This is a genomic window from Nonomuraea sp. 3-1Str (assembly GCF_031570565.1).
Lineage (GTDB): Bacteria > Actinomycetota > Actinomycetes > Streptosporangiales > Streptosporangiaceae > Nonomuraea.
The window spans coordinates 46,289-69,558 of the sequence record NZ_JALHBK010000005.1 but is presented as its reverse complement, the minus strand read 5'-3'; the positions used below and the strand labels follow the sequence as shown (position 1 = coordinate 69,558).

The following is a 23,270-nucleotide window of genomic DNA, read 5'->3' as shown; positions in this document are numbered from 1 at the left end:
AGGTAAGGCTTACCTAATCCCCTGCTCGGCGGCCTGGAGGGATCCCCGGGACCGTCCCCGCAGAACGGTGAAGACGAGGGCCGCGAGGACGAGCAGCACCAGCATGACGGCGGCCATCGGCGTCGCCGAGCCGGACCCCACGAGACCCACCAGCGGGGCCGCCAGCGCGCCGAGCGCGAACTGCAGCACCCCGAGCAGGGCGGAGGCGCTGCCCGCGACCTGCGGCGGCTGCCCGGCCAGGGCGAGCGCGCCGGTGCCCGGCAGGACGAGGCCCTGCCCGCACATGATGACGAACAACCCCGCCACGATCCCGGCCAGCCCGAGCCCGGTGGCCGCGGCCGCCAGCAGCAGCGCGGCGCCCGCGACGGCGACGGCCAGGCCGGTGAAGACCAGCCGCGCCGGCGCCACCCGGCCCGCGAGCCGCCCGCCGACCTGCGCCATGACGGTCAGGCCGAGCGCGTTGAGCCCGAAGATGAGGGAGTACTGCGAGGGCGTGGCGTGGTACACCTCCTGGATCACGAACGGCGATCCGGAGATGTAGGCGAACATCGCGGCGAACCCCAGCCCGGCCGTCAGGGCGGAGCCCATGAACGGGCGGTCGCGCAGCAGCCGGCCGAAGGTGCGCAGGGTGTGCCGCAGGCCGCCGCTCTCCCGGCTTCCCGCCGGCAGGGTCTCGCGCACCCCGAAGACGACGGCCAGCAGCAGCACCACCCCGGCGACGCTGAGCGCGACGAACACGCCCCGCCACGAGGTGAACTCCAGCAGCTGGGCGCCGGCCACGGGCGCGAGGATCGGCGCGAGGCCGCTGACGAGCATGAGCGTGGCGAAGATGCGGGCGATCGCGGGGCCGTCGTACAGGTCGCGCACCACGGCGCGGACGATCACCAGGGCCGCGCCGCCGAGCACGCCCTGCAGCAGCCGCAGCCCGATGAGCACGGGCACGGACGGGGCGAACGCGCACAGCAGCGAGGACAGCGCGAACCCGGCGACCCCGACCAGCAGCGGCATCCTGCGCCCGCGCACGTCGCTCACGGGCCCGGCGACCACCTGGCCGGCGGAGACGCCGATGAGGCAGGCCGTCAGCGTGAGCTGGACCTGGGCGGGCGTGCTGAGCAGCTCGCCGGTGATGGCGGGCAGCGCGGGCAGGTACATGTCGATGGACAGCGGGCCGATGGCCGACAGCGCGCCGAGCACGAACAGGAGCAGGGCGGTGCCCCGCTTCGCCTGACGGTCGTCCCCCTCGATCCCCGCCGGTTCGGATGCCGTCGGTGACCCGGATACGGACGGCCCGTTTACGGACGACCCAGTTACGGACGACCCAGTTACGGACGACGCTGATGCGGACGATGCCGCCGGCGCCACGGACATGCGTGTACCCCTCTCCCTCGCAGGCTGCGGCCCACGAGGGCCGAGGGAGTTCAACAGCGGTAAAGTCCTCCTAATTCCCGGTTATCTGATTTTTACTGATTTTCGGTGAGCTGGATCACCGACAGGGCCGCCCCCTGCGGGTCCGTGAGCATCCCGAACCGGCCCGGCGGCGCGTCCATGGAGTCCACGAGGATCTGCGCGCCGCCGCGCCGGGCCGCCGCGATGGTCGCGTCGAGGTCGGCGACCGCGAAGTAGACCATCCAGTGCGACGGCGTCTCCGGCGGGTACATGGGGCTCATCTCGATCATGCCGGCGACGCCCCGGCCGCCGGAGTGCCACTCGGTGTAGGTGACGCCGTCCATCTGCTGCGGCTGCGGGGTCCAGCCGAACACCGTCCGGTAGAACCGCTCCGCCGCCCCGGGGTCGCGGGTGACCAGCTCGGCCCAGCAGAACGAGACCGGCTCGTTGACCAGCTCGGCGCCGGGGTGGCGGCCCGCCTGCCAGATCGACGCGTACGCGCCGTCGGGGCTCTGGAGGACCGCCATCCGGCCCTCCTCCATGACCTGCATCGGCCCGGCCACCACGGCCCCGCCGGCGTTCTTGACCCGGTCGACGGTCGCGTCGGCGTCCTCGACGGCCACGTAGGTGTTCCAGTGGGGCGGCATGCCCTCGCCGTACAGGGGGCCCACGCCGGCGACCCGCTTGTCACCGTGGAAGAACTGGCCGTAGCCCCCGGCCGCGGGGTCGTCGGCCATCTCGGCCCGCCAGCCGAAGACCTCACCGTAGAAGCGCACCGACGCGCCGACGTCGGAACTCGACAGATCCACCCAGCACGGGACACCCGGCTCGTAGGCGCTGCGCTCTGACATGGGAACCCTCCTTGCCGTCCTCGCCGGCCGCCGTCGCCGTCGACGGCCGCCCGGCTCTCCCCCGTCATCAGGCTTTCACCCGGTCCGTGCCCCTGCCGGGAAACGCCGGGCAAACAGGTGGCCATATCCGGCCAGGGGCCGGGCGGTGCCGGGGCGGGTGATCGGTTGGGTGATCCGGCAGCGGCCGGGCTGCGCACGAGACCGCTGCCCGCAGTCCTTAGACTCGTGGCCATGGACTCCCCAGCCGTCGAGATCATCGGCCTGGTCAAGCGCTACGACGGCACGACCGCGGTCGACGGCCTGTCGCTGCGCGCCGGCCGCGGCGCGGTGACGGCCGTGCTCGGGCCCAACGGCGCGGGCAAGACGTCCACGGTGGAGATCTGCGAGGGGTTCCGCAAAGCCGACGGGGGCACCGTGCGGGTGCTGGGCCTGCCGCCCGACGCCCCCGCGCTGCGGCCCCGGGTGGGGGTCATGCTCCAGTCGGGCGGCGTGCCGCCCGCGACGCGCTGCGGCGAGTGGCTGCGCCTGGTGTCCCGCTTCTACGCCCGTCCCCTCGACGTCGAGGCCCTGCTCGTACGGCTCGGCCTGGCCGCCCACGCCCGCACCCCGTACCGCCGGCTGTCGGGCGGGCAGCAGCAGCGGCTGTCGCTGGCCGCGGCGGTCGTCGGGCGGCCGGAGCTGGTGTTCCTCGACGAGCCGACGGCCGGGCTCGACCCGCAGGCCCGGCACGCCTGCTGGGACCTCGTGGCCGACCTGCGCGCGGCGGGCGTCTCGGTGGTGCTCACCACGCACCACATGGACGAGGCCGAGCGGCTGGCCGACCACGTCGTGATCATCGACGGCGGACGGGTGGTGGCCGAGGGCAGCCCGGCCACGCTGACCGGCGCCGAGCGGCAGCTCCGCTTCCGCGCCCGCCCCGGGCTGGCGCTGGAGGAGCTGCTCAACGCCCTGCCGTCGGGCAGCGCGGCCAAGGAGTCGCCGGCCGGCCACTACATCGTCGAGGGGCAGGTGGGCCCCGAGCTGCTGGCCACCGTGACCGCCTGGTGCGCGGCCGAGGGCGTCACGGCCGACGACCTGCGCATCGAGCGCCGCACGCTGGAGGACGTCTTCCTGGAACTGACGGGCAGGGAGCTGCGATGACGGCGCCGCACACGACCACGCTGGACCTCACGCCCGCGCCGGGGGCGGCGCCGTTCCCGCGCATGGTGCTCGCCCAGGCGGGCGCGGAGGTGCGCGCGACGCTGCGCAACGGCGAGCAGCTCCTGCTCACCCTCGTCATCCCGGTGCTGCTGCTCGCCGGGTTCACGGTGGCGCCGCTCATCGACGTGGGCGGGGGCAGCCGGGTGGCGTTCCTGGCCCCTGGCGTGCTCGCGCTGGCGGTCATGTCCACGGCGTTCACCGGGCAGGCGATCGCGACCGGGTTCGAGCGGCGCTACGGCGTGCTGAAGCGGCTCGGCGCGACCCCGCTGTCGCGGGCCGGGCTCATGCTGGCCAAGACGGCGGCGGTGCTCGTGGTGGAGCTCCTCCAGGTGGTGGTGGTCACGGCGGTGGGGCTGGCGCTCGGCTGGCGGCCGCACGGGTCGTTCGCGGCGGCGGCGCTGCTCGTGGTGCTGGGCACGGCTGCCTTCAGCGGGCTCGCGCTGCTCATGGCCGGCACGCTGCGGGCCGAGGCGACGCTGGCCGCGGCCAACCTCGTCTACCTGGTGCTGCTGGGGGCGGGCGGGGTGATGTTCCCGCTGTCGAAGCTGCCGGAGGCGGTGCGGCCGGCGCTGGAGGTGCTGCCCATCTCGGCGCTCACCGGGGGGCTGCGGACGGTGCTGTCGGGCGGGGCGCTCCCGCTGGGCGCGCTGGGGGTGCTGGCCGCGTGGGCGGTGCTGTCCCTCGGGCTGGCCTCGCGCACGTTCCGCTGGGAGTGACGCCTGGCACCGGTGACGCACGCACGTCCCGCGGCCGGTGCGAACGGTCAGGCCGGTGGCGGCGGGGCGTCCGGCGGGGGCGTGCCGTACCTGTGGCGCCCCACGACGGCGACGGCCGTGAGCGGCAGCGCCACCGCCGCAGCCACGCCGAACAGCAGCCCGTACGACCCGTCACCGGCGAGCGGCCCGCCCGCCCAGGACGGGGCCGCCCCGCCGATGAACAACGCCGCCGCGAAGAACGCCACGGCCGTCCCCCTGGCGCGGGGCGCGACGGAGGTCGCCCAGTTCTGCAGTGACGAGTGCATGAACGACCAGCCGCCGCCGAACAGCAGCGCCGCCGCCATCACCGTCACCAGGCTCACGTGGACGGCGACGAGCGCGTGCCCGAGGCAGAGCTGCGTGCCGCCGACCGCGATGAGCAGCGGCGCCGGCCAGGTCCGCGACAGCCGCTTGACCAGCCGGCTCAGCAGCCACAGCCCCACCCCGTACACCGCGGTGGCCAGGCCCGCCACGGCGGCCGTGACCCCGTGGTGCTGGAGCGCGGTGGCCAGGTACGGCAGCAGCCCCAGCAGGACGGCCCCCTCCACGAACGCCAGCCCGAACACCAGCAGGGCCCACCGCTCCCGCAGCACCGCGCCCACGTGCGCGCCGAGCCCGCCGACGGCGCCCCGGGACGGCTCCGGCACCGAGCGCAGGCCGAGCGCGCACGCCAGGGCGCACAGGGCGGCCGTGACGAAGACGACGCGCCAGCTCACCAGGTCGGCCAGCACGCCGCCGAAGCCGGTCGCCACGGCGGTGCCGAGCGCGGCGGTGCCCATGAGGTCCGTCAGGGCGCGCTGGCGGATCGGCGCCGCGACGGTGTCGCCGACGTACGTGAGCGAGGTGGGGATCACGGCGCCGAAGCAGGCGCCCGCCACGACGCGGAGCGCGACCAGCGGGACGAGCGAGGGCATCAGCGCGGAGGCCAGGCCCGCCGCGGTGGCGCCCAGCAGCGCGGCCCGCATCACCGGCATGCGCCCGAACCGGTCGGACAGCACCCCCCACAGCGGCTGGGACAGGCCGTAGGCGAGGTAGTAGCCGCTGGCCGCCGCGACAGCCGCGGCGAGCGTGACGCGGAGGTCCAGGGCGATCAGCACCAGCATGGGGCCGACGGCGAAGCGGTCGAAGCTGCTGACGAAGGACGCCGCGGACAGCGCGAACGGCGGCCGCACCAGGGTGACGGGCGGAGCGGGTGCGGTCATGTCTCCATCGCGGGACGGGGAGGTGTTCGGGTGACGGACATTCGTCCTACCACCCCAAGTGGGGAAATGTCGAGGTCGGCGACTATCCTCAGCTATCGCCCTGTTCCGGCCGCGCGCCTGACCAGCTCCCCGAGGAGTACCGTGACCGCCTTCGCCCTCGACGACCCCTTCGACCGCAGGTCAGGAGTACCGCGGCCGGGAAGTCTCCTGCGCTCGGCGGCCGACTCCATGCCGCCGTCGGGGCTCGTCCTGCTGGCGATCTTCTCCGTGCAGCTCGGCGCCGGGTTCGCCAAGGAGCTGTTCGCGGCGCTGCCGCCGAGCGCGGTGGTGTTCCTGCGCATCACGGCGGGCGCGATCATCATGGGCGCGGTGGCCCGGCCGAAGCTCCGGGGGATGTCCTGGCGCCACTGGGCGGTCGGGCTCGGCTTCGGCGCGACGCTCGGCCTGATGAACCTGTCGTTCTACGAGGCGCTGTCGCGGCTGCCGATGGGGATCGCGGTGGCGATCGAGTTCCTCGGCCCGCTCGGCGTGGCCGTGGCCGCGTCGCGGCGGCGGCTGGACCTGCTGTGGGTCGGGCTGGCCGGGCTGGGCGTGGTGCTGCTCGCGCCGTGGGGCCAGTCGCAGAGCGTGAGCTGGGCCGGCATCGGGTTCGCCCTGGTGGCCGGCGTCTGCTGGGCGGCCTACATCGTGCTGTCGGCCGCGGCGGGGCGGCGCTTCCCCGGGACGTCGGGGCTGTCGTTCGCGATGATCGTCTCGGCCGTGGTGGTGGCGCCGGTGGGCGTCGCGACGGGCGGTGCCGACCTGCTCCAGCCCGAGCTGGTGCTCATCGGGCTGGGGGTGGGGCTGCTGTCGTCGGTGATCCCGTACTCGCTGGAGCTGCAGGCGCTGCGCAGGATGCCCAAGCACGTGTTCGGCATCCTCATGAGCCTGGAGCCGGCCGTGGCGGCGATGATCGGGCTGGTGGTGCTGGGCGAGGTGCTGCACATGCAGCAGTGGGCGGCCATCGCCTGCATCGTGGCGGCGAGCCTGGGCGCGACCCGCTCCCGCTGAGCCCGACCTCCCGAACGCTTCAGGGCCTTCCAGGGCGTTCTAGGCGCCGGCAGGCTCGGCCCCGGTCTGCTCGGGGCCGGCCCAGATGCCGCGGACGTGGCCGATGTGCTCGGCCATGATGTGCCCCACCGCGTCGCGGTCGCCGGCCTCCAGCGCGTCGAGCAGGGCCAGGTGCTCGCGCGCCGACCCGGCCAGCTTGTCGCCCGGCAGCGTCGACAGCCCGTACAGGCGGGCGCGGGTGCGCAGGTCTGTGACGATCGACACCAGGCGGGAGTTGCCCGACAGGGCCAGCAGCTCCACGTGGAAGCGCAGGTCCGCGTCCACGTACGCGAGCAGGTCGCCCCGCTCGGCGGCCGCGACGATCTCCTCGGCCAGCGGCCGGAGCCGGGCGAAGCCCGTGGCGGGGGCGCCGCCGGCCAGCCGCGTCACGGTCGGCACCTCGATCAGCCGCCGCAGCTCGGTCAGCTCGTCCAGGTCGCGGGCGGACAGCTCGGCGACGCGGAAGCCCTTGTTGCGCACGGCCTCGACGAGGCCCTCCTTGGCCAGGTCGAGCATCGCCTCGCGGACGGGCGTGGCCGAGACGCCGAACTGCTGCGCCAGCGCGGGCGCGGAGTAGACCACCCCGGGGCGCATCTCGCCCGTGACCAGCGCCGCGCGCAGCGCGTGGGCCACCTGCTCGCGCAGGCTCTGCCGCTCTCCGACGGCCGGCAGGTCGAGCCGGTGCTCCGCGCCCATGCGCTCATCCCTTCGCTACGTCCCACGCCTCGTACGCGGCGGCCGCCACCACCAGGTCCTCCCACGCCATGCCCGTGCTCTTGAAGACGCGGGGCCCGGGACCCGGGGCGACCCGGCCGGCGATCAGCTCGGCGAGGTTTCCGGCGAGATGACCAGTGGTGATCGTACCGTGGCGGATCGGCGCCATCACGTCCCCCGCCTCGGCCAGGGCGGAGGAGCGGGCCTCGACGACCACGGTGGCGCGGGCGACGAGCTCGTCGTCGAGCTCGCGGGCGTCGGGCTCGTGGGAGCCGACGGCGACGACGGTGGCGCCGTCGCGGGGCAGGGCGCCGGGGAACAGCGGCACCCTGGCGGTGGTGCAGCAGGCGACGAGGTCGGCCCGGCAGAGCGCCTCGCGCAGCGCGCCCGGCTCCGGGGCGGAGCCCGTCACGGGCAGCGCGCGGGCGCGCAGGCCCAGCTCACGGCAGTGGGCGGCCAGCGCCTCGGCGCGGGCGGCGTCGCGGCCGGCGACGGTGACGGTCTCGACGGGGCGTACCGCGGCGAACGCCTCGACGTGCCCGTACGCCTGCGGCCCCGTGCCGAACACCAGCAGGTCGCGCGCGTCCGGCTCGGCCAGGTGGCGCACGGCCAGCGCGGAGACGGCCGGGGTGCGCAGCGAGGTGAGGGCGACCCCGTCGAGGGCGGCCAGCGGCGTCAGGGTGCCGCCCTCGAACAGCAGGTACGTCCCCTGGATGCGGGGCAGCCCGCGCTCCGCGTTGCCCGGGGCGACGGTGACGGCCTTGACCCCCGCGTACCGCCCCGCGGCTGCGGGCATCAGCAGGAGCTGGCCGCCGGGCAGGTCCGCGGCGGTGCGCAGGGGCGTGTCCTCGGGGTCCAGCCCGGCCCGCAGCGCGTCCTCCAGGATGCCCACCGCCCGCGCGACGGGCACCAGCCGTCGCAGCGTGCCGGCGTCGAGGTAGGGCAGCGCCGCAGCGGACGGGCCCGGACTCCGCGGGGCGGGGCCGGGCCGGGGGTCCATGCTCGGATCATCCTGCACGCGTCACCTCAGCACGAACCCGGTGCCGAGCGGGTCGTCCGGATCCAGCTCGAAGGCGTGCCGGCCGGTGCGGTACGCCATTCCCTCGACCTCCGGCACCACCGCCTCCCCCGTGACCCGGGCGACGCGGGCCCGGAAGGTGGAGCCCACGACGCTGTCGTGGATCAGCGGCTCGCGGACGCCGTCGTCGTGCAGCAGCGCCAGGCGCGCGGCCGTGCCGGAGCCGCACGGCGAGCGGTCCACCTCGCCGTCGGCGAAGACGGTGACGTTGCGCTGGCGGACGTGGCCGTCCTCGCCGGGCAGGTCGTCATGGAAGATCACGCCGTAGACGCCGGACAGCCGCTCGTCCTCGGGGTGCCGCGTGGCCGGGTGTCCCTCCAGCGCCCGCTTGATCCGGCGGGCGCGGGCGATCAGCTCGGTCAGGTGCTCGGGCCGCGCCTCCAGCCCCGCCGCGCGGGCCGGCAGGCTGGCGTAGACGGCGCCGCCGTAGGCGAGGTCCACGCGGGTGCCGTCCGCGGGGACGCCGCGGGCGAGCACGAACGACGGGACGCCGACGAACGTGACGGCCACGATCCGCCCGGCCGCGCGGCGGACCCGGGCGGTGACGCGCCCCGACGGCACGTCCACCACGACGTCGGTCTCCCCGTCGGGCGCGGCGGGCACCAGGCCCTCGCGGACGGCGTGGACGCCGAGCGCGATCGTGCCGTGCCCGCAGGCGGTGGAGAAGCCGTCCTTGTGCCAGAACAGCGCCCCGAGGTGGGCTCCCGGGTCGTCCGGAGGGACGAGGAAGCAGCCGTACATGTCGGCGTGGCCGCGCGGCTCGTGGCAGAGCAGCCGCCGCAGCCGGTCGGCCTCGCCACCGGGGCGGCGGGCGTGCTCGCGGCGGTCGAGCACGGTCGCGCCGGGGATCTCCGGCGCGCCGCCGGTGACGACGCGGAACGGCTCGCCGCCGGTGTGGTAGTCGACCGTGGTGACCACGCCGTTCTCGCCCTGCCCTGGCCGGCGATGGGTCATGACCAGTCCTCCAGACCGGGGCTCGGAGCGCTCCTGCGCGGGCTGCTGCGTCGTCAGTAATGTGTCACATACCGCCCGGCTTGAGAAGGGCGTTCCCCGGTGACGGGACCGGCCGGTACGGCCCATACCATCGATGACGTGAAGGTACCCACGGACCACCCGAACCCCCTCGTCCGGAGCCTGCTGTCGCCCTGGGCGCCCACGGCGGCGTCGTTCCGGGCGTGGGCGCTGGCGTCCGTGGCGGCCAACGCCGGCATCACCGTGAGCGGCGCCGCGGTGCGCGTCACCGGCTCCGGCCTCGGCTGCCCGACCTGGCCGAGGTGCACACCCGACAGCTTCGTGCCGGTGCCGCATCCCGAGGTCGCGATGGCCAACATGCTCGTCGAGTTCGGCAACCGGCTGGTCACGTTCCTCGTGCTGGCCGTGGGGGTGGCCTGCGTGCTGTCGGCGCTGCGGCTGGCGCCGCGCCGCCGCTCGCTGCTCGGGCTGGCCCTGCTCCAGCCGCTGGGCGTGCTGGCGCAGGCCCTGTGGGGCGGCCTGGTGGTCAGGACCATGCTCAACCCGTTCACGGTGGCCGTGCACTTCCTCATCTCGATCGCGCTGGTCGCCGCGTGCTGGATGCTCTACCAGCGCACCCGCGAGGGCGACGGCCCGATCCGGCGGGTGGTCCACCGCGACATCCGCCGGCTCGGCCACGTCCTGATCGCCGCGGTGTCCGTCCTCCTGCTCGCCGGGGTGGTCGTGACCGGCACGGGCCCGCACTCGGGCGACGTCCTGGCCTCGCGCTTCGACCTCGACATCGAGAGCGTGGTGCGGCTGCACGCGGACATCGCGTACCTGGTGGTGGGGCTCTCCTTCGCGCTGGCGTTCGCCCTGCACGTCACCGACGCGCCTCGCACGGCCCGCCGGGCGGCGCTGGCCCTGCTCGGGATCGAGCTGCTCCAGGGCGTGATCGGCTACGTCCAGTACTTCCTCGCCGTGCCCGCGTTCCTGGTGGGGCTGCACGTCCTCGGCGCGACCCTGGTGTGGATCTTCGCGCTGCGTGCCGTCACCTCCCTGCGCGTGCGCGGCCCGGTCGAGGAGGCGTCCGCCCCCTCCCCCACCGAAGTGGCCGCCGTCCACTGATCGGTTATGCCAGGGTATGGGGTGAGAAGTCGGCCACTCCCCCACCGATGTGAGGTGCCGTTTTGCGGCAGTTCGTCCGCTCCTTCTGGAAGTCCTCGCGGCTGCGTCGCCCCTCCCGGAAGACGCTGCGGCGGGCCTACCAGGGGTCGGTGCTGGTCAGCGCGCTCGCGCTGGCCCCGATGACCTGGGCCTGGCTCGGCAGCGCCCCGCACCGCGCGGTGGCCGGCGCCCCGGGCTGGGAGGCGCGGGTGCCCGCCGCCGAGACCGCGCTCGTGCTCGGCGCCGGCCTGTACCGGGGCAGGCCCACCGGCATGCTGGCCGGCCGGCTCGACATCGCCGCCCGGCTGTACCGCACGGGCAAGGTCAAGGCCGTGCTGCTGTCGGGCGACAACAGCAGGAAGGACTACGACGAGCCGTCGGCGATGGCCGCCTACCTGCGCGCCCACGGGGTGCCGGACGACGTCATGGTGCTGGACTACGCCGGCTTCGACACCTGGGACTCCTGCGTACGGGCCCGCCGGGTGTTCGGCGCCGCCCGGGTGACCGTGGTGACCCAGGCCTTCCACCTGCCCCGCGCGGTCTCGCTGTGCCGGGCGGCGGGCCTGGAGACGTTCGGCGTGGGCGAGGACTCGACCCGCCAGTGGGCCGCCACCACCTACGTCTACGCCACCCGGGAGCTCGCGGCGACCGCCAAGGGGCTCGCCGACGCCCTGCTGCTCCACTCCGACCCGGTCTTCCCCGGGCCGCGGGAGACGTCGCTCACCACGATCCTGGCGCGCTCCCGCTGACCGACGGGAACCGCGCGCGGGACATGCTCATGATCTCCAGCAGGGCCCGCTGCTCCTCGTGGAAGGCCTGCTCGTCGACGACGTGGCGGGCGGCCCGCTCGTGCAGCAGGCCCAGCTCGGTGGCGGCGAGCTGGTAGTCGCGCATGGCCCGCAGCCCCCGCTTGCCGCCGTAGGCCCTGGCCCACTGCCGGGCCTTGCGCCGGCGGGGCAGCGCGGACAGCATGCGGATGTCGGCCGCGTCGACCAGCCGCGTCGGCTCGTACGGCGGCAGGTAGCGCTGCAGGAGCGCGACGATGCGCCGCCGGTCGCGGAAGACCACCGCGATCAGCACGGCCAGCACCACCAGCAGCGTCGCGTACGCGACGACCAGGCCGGCCAGCCCGCCGTAGGACACCATCCCGTTCCACAGGCCGTGCAGGACCATGGCCCCGGTCCAGCCGGCCAGGATGTAGAACACCCGCTCGGGCCCGTGCCGCTGGGCGGCGTAGGCGACCGCGACCCCGATCATCGAGGTGAACAGGGGATGCGCGAACGGCGACAGCACCCCGCGCAGCACCACGGTGACGGCCAGGCCGACGCCGCCGGCCTCGGAGTTGAGCGCCTGGACGTAGTAGCTGACGTTCTCGCTCATCGCGAAGCCGAGGCCCACCATGCTGGCGTAGATGACCCCGTCGGTGGGCCCGTCGAGCTCGGCCCGCCGGAACCTGAGCAGCCCGAGCAGCACCAGGCCCTTCATGGTCTCCTCGACCACGGGGGCGCCGAAGGTGGCGGTGAGGTTGCGGGCGCTGGCCGCGGACAGGTTGGCCGTGTCGATGATGTAGTGCAGGTTGAGCGAGTTGATCAGGCCGGCGACCAGCACGGCGACGCCGGCGCCCCAGGCGAAGGCGAAGACCAGGTTGCTGCGCGGCTCGGGCTCCATCCGGTCGAGCGCCAGCACGGCTGCCAGCAGCAGCGGCACGGGCGCGAGGGCCAGCACGAGCGCGATGAAGAACTGCACGGGCGCCCCGTTGATCACGTCGAAGGAGAACGAGACCAGGGCGCAGATGCCGGTGACGACCAGCCCGGTGATCAACGCGAACGACGGGCGGTCCTTCAACACCCAGCGTGGATCACGGGACGTCATACGGTGACTTTAACGGATCACAGGGCAGGTGTCCCGCGCGGGGACCTGCCCCGGGACGGCCCCGCACGACCGTCGCTCAGGACAGCAGCGGGTCGATCGCGACGGCGAGGAAGAGCAGCGCCAGGTAGGCGTTGGACCAGTGGAAGAAGCGCATGGGCCGCAGCGCCACCCCCGTCTTGCCGGCGTTGAGCCGGGCCAGCAGGCGGTGCACCTCCCACAGGCACATGACGCCCAGGACGGCGGCCACGACGGGGTAGAACAGCGTGGTGCCGGCCACCGGCCACAGCGCCAGCGAGCACAGCACGGTCGCCCAGGTGTAGGCGATCGACTCCAGGATCACCCGGCGCTCGGTGGCCACGACGGGCAGCATGGGCACCTCGGCCGCCGCGTAGTCCTCCTTGTAGCGCATGGCCAGCGTCCAGGTGTGCGGCGGCGTCCAGAAGAACACCACGCCGAACAGCACCAGCGGCGCCCAGTCGAGCCGGTCGGTGATGCCGGCCCAGCCGATCAGCACGGGCATGCAGCCGGCGATGCCGCCCCACACGATGTTCTGGGCGGTGCGCCGCTTGAGGATCATCGAGTAGACGAGCACGTAGAACAGGATCGCGCCCGTGTTCAGTGCGGCGGCCAGCACGTTGGTCGACAGCCACAGTCCCAGCGTGGACAGGATGCCGAGCACGATGCCGAAGATCAGGGCGCCCCGTGGGGAGACCTGGTGACGGGCCAGCGGGCGGCGCCGGGTGCGGCGCATCTTCTGGTCGATGTCACGGTCGACGTAGCAGTTCAGGGCGTTGGCGCTGCCCGCCGACAGGGTGCCGAACACCATCACCGCGACCGACGTCCACAGCGGCGGCAGCCCTCCGGCGGCCAGGAACATCACCGGCAGCGTGGTGATGAGCAGCAGCTCGATGATCCGCGGCTTGGTCAAGGCGATGTAGGCCTTGACGATCATGCCGATCGAGCGGCCGCTCGGGCGCGGCGCATCCTCCGCCGGAGCGGGGGCCGTCGCCTGCCTGTTCGTCAGCACCGTCAAGGCGCTTCCAGCACGTGCGGAGTCAACGCGTAACCTCTGATTAGAGCGGATCCGTGGACGGGGCGCCGTGGCGGCCCTGCGGACAACAACCAAAACTGTAGTCGCAGGGTCGGCCGGTCCGGCCAATGGGGGGCTCGGGCCACGCGCCGCCGGCGCACGGATCACTGACGGAACATGTACGGAGCATGCATGGGAGGGAGTGGGGAAGCTTCGCCTTCCCCACTCGGTTAGGGTCCGGTGTGGGCGGGATATGCCAGACCGGCACCATCCACCAATGACAACTAGATTCCGGAGATCGAGCACTTGAGCACCGAACTCGTGCCAGCCCTCGAATGGACCGACCTCGACAAGAAGGCGGTCGACGTCGTTCGAGCCCTGGCCATGGACGCAGTGGAGAAGGCGGGCTCGGGACACCCCGGCACCGCCATGAGCCTGGCACCCGCCGCATACCTGCTTTTCCAGCGTACGATGCGCCACGACCCGACGGACCCGACCTGGATCGGTCGTGACCGATTCGTGCTGTCCTGCGGTCATTCGAGCCTGACGCTGTACATCCAGCTCTACCTGTCGGGTTACGGTCTCTCGCTGGGCGACCTGGAGCGGCTGCGCCAGTGGGACAGCCTCACTCCCGGCCACCCGGAGCACGGCCACACGCTCGGCGTGGAGACCACGACGGGCCCGCTGGGCCAGGGCCTCGGCAACGCCGTGGGCATGGCCATGGCCGCCCGCCGCGAGCGCGGCCTGTTCGACCCGGACGCCGCTCCCGGCGCCTCGCCGTTCGACCACCACATCTGGTGCTTCGTCAGCGACGGCGACATCGAGGAGGGCATCAGCCACGAGGTCAGCGCGCTGGCCGGCCACCAGAAGCTGGGCAACCTGACGGTCGTCTACGACGACAACCACATCTCGATCGAGGACGACACCCTCATCGCCAAGTCCGAGGACGTCGTCAAGCGCTACGAGGCGTACGGCTGGCAGACGCTGAGCGTCGACTGGACCGAGACCGGCGACTACGTCGAGGACGTGCAGGCGCTGCACGCGGCGCTGGAGGAGTCCCGCGCCGAGACGGACCGGCCGACGTTCATCCGGCTGCGCACGATCATCGGCTGGCCCGCGCCCAACAAGCAGAACACCGGCAAGATCCACGGCTCCGCGCTCGGCGCCGAGGAGGTCGCCGCCACCAAGCGGGTGCTCGGCATGGATCCCGACAAGAGCTTCGACGTGCCCGCCGAGGTGCTGGAGCACGCCCGCGAGGTGGCCCGGCGCGGTCACGAGGCGCGCGCCGCCTGGCAGAAGTCCTACGACGCCTGGCGCGAGGCCAACCCGGAGCGCGCGGCCGAGCTCGACCGCATCTCCGCCCGCGAGCTGCCCGCCGGCTGGGCGCAGGCGCTGCCGCAGTTCGAGAAGGGCGCCTCGATGGCGACCCGCAAGGCGTCCGGCGAGGTGCTGAGCTCGCTGGCGCCGGTGCTGCCGGAGCTGTGGGGCGGCTCGGCCGACCTGGCCGAGTCCAACCTCACCACGATGAAGGGCGAGCCGTCGTTCATCCCGGAGGAGTACCAGACCAAGGACTTCCCCGGTAACCGCTACGGCCGCACGCTGCACTTCGGCATCCGCGAGCACGGCATGGGCGCCATCCTCAACGGCATCGCCCTGCACGGCGGCACCCGCCCCTACGGCGGCACGTTCCTCGTCTTCTCCGACTACATGCGCCCGTCGGTGCGGCTCGCCGCGCTGATGAAGCTGCCGGTCACGTACGTGTGGACGCACGACTCGATCGGCCTCGGCGAGGACGGCCCGACGCACCAGCCGATCGAGCACCTGTGGGCGCTGCGCGCGATCCCCGGCCTCGACGTGGTCCGTCCCGGCGACGCCAACGAGACGGCCTACGCCTGGAAGGCGGTGCTGGAGCACACCGACCGGCCGGCCGCGCTGGCGCTGACCCGGCAGAACCTCCCCGTCTTCGAGGGCACCAGCTCCGAGGGCGTCGCCCGCGGCGGCTACGTCCTTCGCGAGGCGTCCGACGGGCAGCCGAGGGTGATCCTCATCGCCACCGGCAGCGAGGTCGAGGTGGCCATGGGCGGCCGCGACCTGCTGGAGTCCCAGGGCATCCCGACGCGGGTCGTGTCGATGCCGTGTGTCGAATGGTTCCACGGGCAGGACTCCGCGTACAGGCAGAGCGTGCTGCCGTCGGACGTCAAGGCCCGGGTCGCGGTCGAGGCGGGGGTCGCCCTGGGCTGGCGCGAGTTCGTCGGCGAGGCGGGGGAAGTGGTGAGCCTCGAACACTTCGGCGCCTCCGCGCCGTACAGGACGCTGTACGAGCAGTTCGGGCTGACGGCCGAGCGTGTGGCGGCGGCGGCCAAGTCCAGCCTGGCCAAGCTGGGCCAGGACAAGGGTGAGACGACGGGAAACTGAAGATGAGCGAGATCCTCAACAAGCTGTCGGGCCAGGGCGTGTCCATCTGGCTCGACGACATCAGCCGCGAGCGGCTGCGCACGGGCAACCTCGAGCAGGTGATCCGCGAGAAGAACGTGGTCGGCGTGACCTCCAACCCCACGATCTTCGCCAGCGCCCTCAGCAAGGGCGACGCCTATGACACGCAGATGCACGACCTGGCCGTGCGCGGCGTCGACGTGGGCGAGGCCGTCCGCGCCATCACCACGTACGACATCCGCTGGGCGGCCGACGTGCTGCGCCCCGTCTACGACGCCACGGGCGGCTCCGACGGGCGCGTCTCGCTGGAGGTGGACCCGCGCCTGGCGCGTGACACCGACAAGACCATCGCCGAGGCGCGCGCGCTGTGGTGGCTGGTGGACCGGCCCAACCTGTTCATCAAGATCCCGGCGACGCTGGAGGGCCTGCCCGCGATCACGCAGGCCATCGGCGAGGGCATCAGCGTCAACGTCACGCTGATCTTCTCGCTGGAGCGCTACCGCGCCGTCATGGATGCCTGGCTGGCCGGCCTGGAGGCCGCGCAGGCCAAGGGCCTCAATCTGGCCACGATCGAGTCGGTGGCCTCGTTCTTCGTCAGCCGCGTCGACACCGAGATCGACAAGCGGCTCGACCAGCTCGGCAAGCCGGAGCTCAAGGGCAAGGCCGGCATCGCCAACGCGCGTCTGGCGTACGCGGCGTTCGAGGACGTCATGGCCTCGGAGCGCTGGCAGCGGCTGCGCGCGGCCGGCGCGCGCCCGCAGCGTCCGCTGTGGGCCTCGACCGGCGTCAAGAACCCCGAGTACTCCGACACCATGTACGTCGACCAGCTCGTCGCGCCGGGCACGGTCAACACGATGCCGGAGAAGACGCTCGACGCGACCGCCGACCACGGCCAGGTCTCCGGCGACACCGTCCGCCCGTACTACGAGCAGTCGTGGAACACCATGGCCGCGCTCAAGGAGGCCGGGGTCGACTACGACGACGTCGTGCGGGTGCTCGAGGAGGAGGGCGTCGAGAAGTTCGAGGCGTCCTGGAACGAGCTGCTCGAGAGCGTCACCAAGAACCTGGTCCCCTGATGCCCGGTCCTTCGATGGACGTCAACGACCGCGAGGAGGCGGCCGCGGTGCGCCGCCTCCTCCGGCGGCGCACCGCCCGCGGTAGCACAGGAGGCTTGAGATGACAGATCCGCAGGCGCCCGCGGAGGAGGCGCAGGCTGTGGAGAGCACGGTCGACGGCGTGATCCAGGGAGCCGCCCGGCCGGCGGCCGGCTCGGTCCGGGCCTCGGCCTCGGCCGCGGCGACCTCGGCCGCGGGCACGTCCACCACGATCGAGGCGGCGGCGGCCAACCCGCTGCGCGACCCGCATGACAAGCGGCTGCCGCGGGTGGCGGGGCCGTGCGTCATGGTGCTGTTCGGCGTGACGGGAGACCTGGCCAAGCGCAAGCTGCTGCCGGCGATCTACGACCTGGGCAACCGGGGGCTGCTGCCGCCCGGCTTCTCCCTGGTCGGCTTCGCCCGGCGCGACTGGAAGAACCAGGACTTCGCCCAGCTCACGCACGACGCCGTCAAGGAGCACGCGCGGACGCCGTTCCGCGAGGAGGTCTGGAAGCAGATCCGCGAGGGCATCCACTTCGTGCCCGGCGACTTCTCCGACGACGGCGCCTTCGACGCGCTGGCCATGGCGCTCAAGGAGATCGACGAGACCCGCGGCACGGGCGGCAACTACGCCTTCTACCTGTCGGTGCCGCCGAAGTTCTTCCCCGTGGTGGTGGAGCAGCTCAAGCGGACCGGCCTGTCGGACGCCCCGCCCGGATCGTGGCGGCGCGTGGTCATCGAGAAGCCCTTCGGGCACGACCTGCAGTCGGCCCACGAGCTGAACGAGATCACCACCTCCGCCTTCCCGGAGAGCTCGATCTTCCGGATCGACCACTACCTGGGCAAGGAGACGGTCCAGAACATCATGGCCCTGAGGTTCGCCAACAACCTCTACGAGCCGATCTGGAACCGCAGCTTCGTCGACCACGTGCAGATCACGATGGCCGAGGACATCGGCATCGGCGGCCGGGCCGGCTACTACGACGGCATCGGCGCGGCCCGCGACGTGATCCAGAACCACCTGCTCCAGCTCCTCGCCCTGGTCGCCATGGAGGACCCCACGTCCTTCGAGGCGCAGTCGCTGCGGCGGGAGAAGGAGAAGGTGTTCAAGGCGGTCCGGCTGCCGGCCGACCTGGCGGCCAACACGGCGCGCGGGCAGTACGCCGCCGGCTGGCAGGGCGGCCAGAAGGTCGTCGGCTACCTGGAGGAGGACGGCATCTCGCCCGAGTCCGTCACCGAGACGTACGCCGCCGTCAAGCTGGAGATCGCCAACCGGCGCTGGGCGGGCGTGCCGTTCTACCTGCGGACCGGCAAGCGGCTCGGCCGGCGGGTGACCGAGGTGGCCGTGGTGTTCCAGCGGGCGCCGCACCTGCCCTTCTCCAAGGACGACACCGAGATCCTCGGCCAGAACGCGCTCGTCATCCGGGTGCAGCCGGACGAGGGCATCACGGTACGGTTCGGCTCGAAGGTGCCGGGCACGGCCATGGAGGTGCGCGACGTGTCCATGGACTTCGCCTACGGCGAGTCGTTCATGGAGTCGTCCCCCGAGGCGTACGAGCGGCTGCTGCTGGACGTGATGATCGGCGACCCGCCGCTCTTCCCGCACCAGCGCGAGGTCGAGCTGTCGTGGAAGATCCTCGACCCGATCGAGGAGTTCTGGGCCACGCAGGGCCAGCCGGAGCCGTACCCGTCGGGCTCGTGGGGTCCGCCGGCGGCCGACGAGATGATGGCGCGTGACGGCCGCGTGTGGAGGAGGCTCTGATGACGACGTTCATGCTGAGCGACACGACGGCCGGGAAGATCTCCAACCAGCTCACCATGCTGCGTCACCAGATGGGCGCGCCGGCCATCGGCATGGTGCTGACGCTGGTGGTGGTCTGCGAGGAGCGTGACCAGTACGACTCGCTGCGGGCGGCCACGGAGGCGGCCCGCGAGCACCCGTCGCGCATCCTCGTGGTGATCAACCGGGAGACCGACGAGGCCACCCGCCTCGACGCGGAGCTGCGCATCGGCGAGTCCACGCCGGGCGAGGTGGTCGTGCTGCGCCTGTACGGCGAGCTGACCGACCACGCCGACTCGGTCGTGAGCCCGCTGCTGCTGCCGGACACGCCGGTGGTGGCGTGGTGGCCCGGGACGGCGCCGGACGTGCCGTCCAAGGACCCGATCGGGATGCTCGCCCAGCGGCGCATCACCGACGCCCGCGCCATCGCCGACGGCGGCGTCAGGACGCTGGCGACGCGGGCCAAGGGCTACGCGCCGGGCGACACCGACCTGGCCTGGGCCCGGCTGACGCAGTGGCGGAGCCTGCTGGCGGCCGCCTTCGACCAGCCGGTCGGCAAGGTCCGCAAGGGCGTGGTGGAGGCGGCCGCGGGCAACCCGAGCGCGCCGCTGCTGGCGGCCTGGCTGTCGGAGCGGCTGGGCGCCACGGTGAAGGTCGCGGAGTCGGCCGGTCCCGGCCTGACCTCCGTACGGCTGTCGACGCCCGAGGGCGACCTGTCGGTGGCCCGCGCCGACGCCCGGCTGGCGACGCTGTCGCGGCCGGGGCAGCCGGACCGGAACGTGGCGCTGTCGCGCCGGCAGACCCCCGAGCTGCTGGCCGAGGAGCTGCGGCGGCTCGACTCCGACGAAATCTACGAGGCGGCCGTCAAACGGCTGGCTCGCTCGTACAAGTCCTGACGCCCCGGCGTCAGGAAGTCGGTGCGACGGCCGGGTGCCCTTCACGGGCGCCCGGCCGTTTCGCGCTCCTGGCTCTCGCGCGCCCAGCCGTCGGCTCTTCGGGCGCCCAGCCGTCGGCTCTCCCGGCGCTGACGCGACTCCCAGCCGCCGCGCGGGGACGGCCGTGGCGTGGTCGTGGTCGCGGGGGTGGAAGACTGGTCCCGTGAGCGTTCCAACCGTAGTCGTCCACCGCGACGCCGACATCCTGGCCAAGGCCGTGGCCGCGCGGATCATCACCCGCCTCGTCGACGCCCAGTCCGCCAAGGGCACCGCGTCGCTCGTGCTGACCGGAGGCACGGTCGGCATCGCCACGCTGGCGGCCATCGCGGGCACGCCCGCGCGCGACGCCGTCGACTGGCGCCGCCTCGACATCTGGTGGGGTGACGAGCGTTTCCTGCCCGACGGCGACCCCGAGCGCAACGAGACGGGCGCCCGGCGGGCCCTGCTCGACCACGTCGACGTCGATCCGGAGCGGGTCCACGTCATGCTCGGCCCCGACTCGGGGCTGACGGCGGAGGAGTCGGCCGACGCCTACGCCACCGAGCTGGCCAAGGCGGCCCGGCCGGAGGACCACGGGCCGTCGCCGTCGTTCGACGTGACGCTGCTCGGCATGGGGCCCGACGCGCACGTGGCCTCGCTGTTCCCCGGCATGCCCGCGCTGTACGACACGCGCCCGGCGGTGGCGGTGCACGGCTCCCCCAAGCCGCCGCCCACCCGGATCTCGCTGACGCTGCCGGCGATCCAGGCCTCGCGCGAGGTGTGGGTGATCGCGGCCGGCGCGGAGAAGTCCGCCGCGGTGCGGCTGGCGCTGTCCGACTCCGGCCCGGTGCAGGTGCCGGCGGCGGGGGCCCGGGGGCGGTCGCGCACGCTGTTCCTGCTGGACCGCACGGCCGCCGGCAAGATCCCGCCCGGTCTCGGCCGGCTCGCCTCCCCCTGAGGCTCCCTGATCTCGTCAGGCGGTCCCGGCCGTGACCGGGCCCGCCTGACCGGCCTCCAGCGCGCCGATCTCGGCCAGGAGCTCCCGCTTGCGCTCGGGGGCGAGGTAGGAGGCGGTCACGCCGTTGCGGGCCAGCTCGGCCAGCTCCCCACGGCCGAGGCCGAAGACCCGCGCCGCGGTCCGGTACTCCCCGGCCAGCGTGGTGGCGAACATCGGCGGGTCGTCGCTGTTGAGGGTCACGAACAGCCCCTCCTCCAGCAGCCGCGGCAGCGGGTGGTCCTCGATGCGGGCCACCTGCCCGGTGCACACGTTCGAGGTGGGGCAGACGTCGAGCGGCAGCCGCGTCTCGCGCAGGTGGGCCACGAGCCGCTCGTCCCCGAGGCAGGAGATGCCGTGGCCGACGCGCTCGGCGCCGAGCCCCTCGATGACCTCCCAGATGGTCTCGGGTCCGGTCATCTCGCCGCCGTGCGGGACGCTGTGCAGGCCGGCGTTGCGGGCGGCGGTGAACGCGTCGCGGATCGCGTCGCGATAACGGGCACGCTCCTGCTCGATGCCGCCCAGCCCGAAACCTACCAAAGCAGCGGGAGGTTCTTCCAGCGCGTGGGCGACGGTGATCTCCGCGGCCTCGACGCCGTACTCGCCGGGGATGTCGAAGATGTACGCCATCTCCACGCCGTACTCCTCCGGGGCGCGGCGGGCGGCCAGGTCGAGGGCCTCGGTGACCTCGCGCCGCGGCATGCCGACCATGTGGTGGGCGTACGGGGTGACCTGGAGCTCGGCGTAGCGGGCGCCCTGCGCGGCGAGGTCGCGGGCCAGCCCGAGCACCAGGGTGGCGACGTCCCCGGGCTCGCGCACGAGCGCGTTGACGGCGCGGTAGACGCGCGCGAAGTGCGGGAAGTCGGTGAAGGTGTAGAAGGCGCGCAGCTCCTCCTCGTCCGTCGGCACACCGCTGCCGGGGTGGCGGCGCGCCAGCTCCAGGACCGTGGGGACGGACGCGGAGCCGATGAGGTGGACGTGCAGCTCGACCTTGGGCAGCGCGTCGATGAACGCGTCGAGCGCGGCGTCGCCGGAGGAGCCGGTGACGGGTGCACCCGTGGTGGGGGCGCCCGTGGTGGAGGCGTCCGTGGTGTCGGTGATGGAGGCGTCGGTGGTCATGGCGCCGACCCTAGGACGATCCTTCGCCCCGGAACAGATGTGGCGCTCAAATCTCACACAAACACGTTAGATTTACTCGGCCGGTGCGGCGGCCCAGGCCCGGACCAGCGGCAACAGCACCTCGCGGACCGACTCCTCCACGAACGCCTCATCCAGCGGCGGCCCGACGAAGATCAGGCGATGCCACACCAGGGCCTCGGCGACGCCGGCGAGCCGGGCGGCCTCCACCGCGCGCGGCGGCCCGTCCGCCGGCCCCTTCATCGGCCCGCCCGCCGGCTGCCCGGCCGGCTCACCGCGCTCCCGGGCCCGCTCCAGCAGGGCCTCCACACCGTGGAAGTCCCTGCTCAGCATGTGCGCGCGCAGCGTTCTCGCCAGCTCCTGGTGCGAGACCAGCGTCGAGGACAGGCCCATGATGAGCGTGTGCTTGCGCTCGGCCGTCTCGCACAGTCCCCGCAGGAGCTCCGCCAGGTCCCCCCGGAGCGAGCCCGTGTCGCAGGGGCGCGGCGCGTCCGTGTCGAAGCGGCGGCAGATGACGTCCACCACCAGCTCGGGCTTGCCCGCCCAGCGCCGGTAGATCGTGGCCTTGCTGGCCCTGGCGCGCCTGGCGATCTGGTCGACCGACATCCGGTCGTAGCCGATCTCCGACAGCAGCTCCAGCGTGGCGTCGAGGATGGCCCTCTCGCGCCCGGGGTCGAGTGGGGCCACGTACACGTCCTCCGGTCCTGCCCGGCCGGGTCCTGCCCGGCGGCGTTCGTCAGGTGCTCACGGCGTCACCGAGCGGCGAGCCGATCGAATCGTACGCCGGTGAGTTCGGTGGACACGTCCCAGAGGCGCGCGGCGAGCTCCTCGGAGCCGGCGTCGGCGGACGGGGTGAGGAGGCGCAGCTTCGGGCCGACGAACTCGCCGCCGCGGATGTCCGGCGAGGTGGCGGCGTACAGGGACGGCAGCGCGCCGGTCTCGGGGCTCAGCAGGAACAGCCCCAGGAGAGGCTTGAGCGGCCCCACCTTGACGATGTTCGTCGCTGTGGCACCCGGATGCGTGGCCACGCTCTTGAGGTCCGCCTGGGCCCGCTCAGCGCGCCGCTGGAGCTCCAGGGCGAACAGGAGGTTGGCCAGCTTGGAACGGCCGTAGGCGCTCATCCGGCCGTAGCCACGCTCCAGGGTGAGATCGTCGAAGTCGAGCCGGCCGCGGGTGTGGGCGTCGCTGGAGACGGTCACCACGCGGGCGCCCGGGCGGGCGAGCAGCTTCGGCAGGAGCAGCCCGGTCAGCGCGAAGTGGCCCAGGTGGTTGGTGCCGAACTGCAGCTCGAACCCGTCCTTCGTCAGGCTGCGGGGCGTCATGCCGACGCCGGCATTGTTGATCAGCAGGTCCACTTCGTCCACGCCCTCGGCGAACGCGCGCACCGAGGCCAGATCGGCGAGGTCGAGCAGGGCCCGCTCGACACGGGCGCCGGGCACGGCGCGCCGGACGGCGGCCACGGCCTCCTCCCCCTTCGCCTCGGACCGCGCGGTGGCGATCACGTGGGCGCCGTGGCGGGCGAGCTCCAGCACGGTGGGCAGGCCGATGCCGCTGTTGGCGCCGGTGACGATCGCCGTCCGGCCGTCCAGGGCGGGCATGTCGGCGGGGGTCCAGGGTGTCATC

The 23,270-nt window shown here is 73.4% G+C and carries 21 protein-coding genes; 10 read left to right on the top strand and 11 right to left on the bottom strand.

From position 1 onward, the window contains the following. Positions 1–9: 9 nt before the first annotated feature. Positions 10–1,206 (bottom strand): multidrug effflux MFS transporter, encoded by a 1,197-nt coding sequence (locus MTP10_RS10845; protein WP_310709219.1) that lies wholly within the window; start codon positions 1,204–1,206, stop codon positions 10–12. 254 nt (positions 1,207–1,460) lie between these two features. Then, positions 1,461–2,237 (bottom strand): VOC family protein, encoded by a 777-nt coding sequence (locus tag MTP10_RS10840; protein WP_310708942.1) that lies wholly within the window; start codon positions 2,235–2,237, stop codon positions 1,461–1,463. A gap of 231 nt (positions 2,238–2,468) precedes the next feature. On the opposite strand from MTP10_RS10840, the gene MTP10_RS10835 reads away from it, so the two are divergent. Continuing rightward, entirely contained in the window at positions 2,469–3,377 is a 909-nt protein-coding gene (locus tag MTP10_RS10835) for an ABC transporter ATP-binding protein (protein ID WP_310708941.1), read from the top strand. Continuing rightward, positions 3,374–4,153 carry an ABC transporter permease gene (locus tag MTP10_RS10830; RefSeq protein ID WP_310708940.1) on the top strand — a complete coding sequence of 260 codons (780 nt, stop codon included), beginning with the start codon at positions 3,374–3,376 and terminating at the stop codon, positions 4,151–4,153. The genes MTP10_RS10835 and MTP10_RS10830 overlap by 4 nt, the downstream gene beginning before the upstream one ends. Before the next feature lie 47 nt (positions 4,154–4,200). Here MTP10_RS10830 and MTP10_RS10825 read toward each other — a convergent pair whose 3' ends face one another. Then, positions 4,201–5,394, bottom strand: coding sequence for an MFS transporter (locus MTP10_RS10825; protein ID WP_310708939.1), 1,194 nt, complete (start codon positions 5,392–5,394; stop codon positions 4,201–4,203). A gap of 141 nt (positions 5,395–5,535) precedes the next feature. Here MTP10_RS10825 and MTP10_RS10820 point away from each other — a divergent pair, with 141 nt between their 5' ends. Beyond that, complete coding sequence (locus MTP10_RS10820) at positions 5,536–6,444, top strand: EamA family transporter (protein ID WP_310708938.1); 909 nt, start codon at positions 5,536–5,538, stop codon at positions 6,442–6,444. 39 nt (positions 6,445–6,483) lie between these two features. Here MTP10_RS10820 and MTP10_RS10815 read toward each other — a convergent pair whose 3' ends face one another. Genes MTP10_RS10815 through MTP10_RS10805 form a run of 3 tightly spaced genes read right to left on the bottom strand, consistent with a single transcriptional unit; the run spans position 6,484 to position 9,229 of the window. Next, positions 6,484–7,179 (bottom strand): GntR family transcriptional regulator, encoded by a 696-nt coding sequence (locus MTP10_RS10815; protein ID WP_310708937.1) that lies wholly within the window; start codon positions 7,177–7,179, stop codon positions 6,484–6,486. A 4-nt stretch (positions 7,180–7,183) separates the two neighbouring features. Further along, positions 7,184–8,197 carry an ornithine cyclodeaminase family protein gene (locus MTP10_RS10810; RefSeq protein WP_310708936.1) on the bottom strand — a complete coding sequence of 338 codons (1,014 nt, stop codon included), beginning with the start codon at positions 8,195–8,197 and terminating at the stop codon, positions 7,184–7,186. A 21-nt stretch (positions 8,198–8,218) separates the two neighbouring features. After that, a complete protein-coding gene (locus MTP10_RS10805) occupies positions 8,219–9,229 on the bottom strand; it encodes a proline racemase family protein (protein WP_310708935.1) in 1,011 nt (336 codons plus the stop codon). Between the two features lie 138 nt (positions 9,230–9,367). Between MTP10_RS10805 and MTP10_RS10800 the strand changes: the two genes are divergently transcribed. Continuing rightward, positions 9,368–10,354 carry a COX15/CtaA family protein gene (locus tag MTP10_RS10800; protein WP_310708934.1) on the top strand — a complete coding sequence of 329 codons (987 nt, stop codon included), beginning with the start codon at positions 9,368–9,370 and terminating at the stop codon, positions 10,352–10,354. A gap of 62 nt (positions 10,355–10,416) precedes the next feature. Continuing rightward, positions 10,417–11,142 carry an ElyC/SanA/YdcF family protein gene (locus MTP10_RS10795; protein ID WP_310708933.1) on the top strand — a complete coding sequence of 242 codons (726 nt, stop codon included), beginning with the start codon at positions 10,417–10,419 and terminating at the stop codon, positions 11,140–11,142. Here MTP10_RS10795 and MTP10_RS10790 read toward each other — a convergent pair. Then, positions 11,114–12,265 carry a PrsW family intramembrane metalloprotease gene (locus tag MTP10_RS10790; protein ID WP_310708932.1) on the bottom strand — a complete coding sequence of 384 codons (1,152 nt, stop codon included), beginning with the start codon at positions 12,263–12,265 and terminating at the stop codon, positions 11,114–11,116. The two genes, MTP10_RS10795 and MTP10_RS10790, sit on opposite strands and share 29 nt — an antisense overlap. A 76-nt stretch (positions 12,266–12,341) precedes the next feature. Further along, positions 12,342–13,298 carry a heme o synthase gene (locus tag MTP10_RS10785; protein ID WP_310708931.1) on the bottom strand — a complete coding sequence of 319 codons (957 nt, stop codon included), beginning with the start codon at positions 13,296–13,298 and terminating at the stop codon, positions 12,342–12,344. A 381-nt stretch (positions 13,299–13,679) separates the two neighbouring features. Here MTP10_RS10785 and tkt point away from each other — a divergent pair, with 381 nt between their 5' ends. The 5 genes from tkt to pgl all read left to right on the top strand — a co-directional run bounded on the left by tkt (position 13,680) and on the right by pgl (position 20,474). Continuing rightward, positions 13,680–15,710, top strand: coding sequence for a transketolase (gene tkt, locus MTP10_RS10780; RefSeq protein WP_310709218.1), 2,031 nt, complete (start codon positions 13,680–13,682; stop codon positions 15,708–15,710). Positions 15,711–15,712: 2 nt separating this feature from the next. After that, on the top strand, positions 15,713–16,804 hold the full coding sequence (gene tal, locus MTP10_RS10775; RefSeq protein WP_310708930.1) for a transaldolase: 1,092 nt from the start codon (positions 15,713–15,715) through the stop codon (positions 16,802–16,804). Between the two features lie 100 nt (positions 16,805–16,904). Further along, a complete protein-coding gene (gene zwf / locus MTP10_RS10770) occupies positions 16,905–18,584 on the top strand; it encodes a glucose-6-phosphate dehydrogenase (RefSeq protein WP_310708929.1) in 1,680 nt (559 codons plus the stop codon). Beyond that, the gene (locus MTP10_RS10765; RefSeq protein WP_310708928.1) at positions 18,584–19,498 is read left to right on the top strand and encodes a glucose-6-phosphate dehydrogenase assembly protein OpcA; all 915 of its coding nucleotides are present in this window, start codon (positions 18,584–18,586) and stop codon (positions 19,496–19,498) included. The genes zwf and MTP10_RS10765 overlap by 1 nt, the downstream gene beginning before the upstream one ends. Before the next feature lie 202 nt (positions 19,499–19,700). Then, the gene (gene pgl / locus MTP10_RS10760) at positions 19,701–20,474 is read left to right on the top strand and encodes a 6-phosphogluconolactonase (RefSeq protein ID WP_310708927.1); all 774 of its coding nucleotides are present in this window, start codon (positions 19,701–19,703) and stop codon (positions 20,472–20,474) included. A 15-nt stretch (positions 20,475–20,489) separates the two neighbouring features. Here the strand turns inward: pgl and add are convergent, their stop codons facing one another. The 3 genes from add to MTP10_RS10745 all read right to left on the bottom strand — a co-directional run bounded on the left by add (position 20,490) and on the right by MTP10_RS10745 (position 23,269). Next, positions 20,490–21,629 (bottom strand): adenosine deaminase, encoded by a 1,140-nt coding sequence (gene add / locus MTP10_RS10755; RefSeq protein WP_310708926.1) that lies wholly within the window; start codon positions 21,627–21,629, stop codon positions 20,490–20,492. Positions 21,630–21,701: 72 nt separating this feature from the next. Continuing rightward, complete coding sequence (locus MTP10_RS10750; RefSeq protein WP_310708925.1) at positions 21,702–22,334, bottom strand: TetR/AcrR family transcriptional regulator; 633 nt, start codon at positions 22,332–22,334, stop codon at positions 21,702–21,704. Positions 22,335–22,399: 65 nt separating this feature from the next. Further along, positions 22,400–23,269: an oxidoreductase gene (locus tag MTP10_RS10745; protein ID WP_310708924.1), complete on the bottom strand. Its 870-nt coding sequence runs from the start codon at positions 23,267–23,269 to the stop codon at positions 22,400–22,402. Position 23,270: the final 1 nt, after the last annotated feature.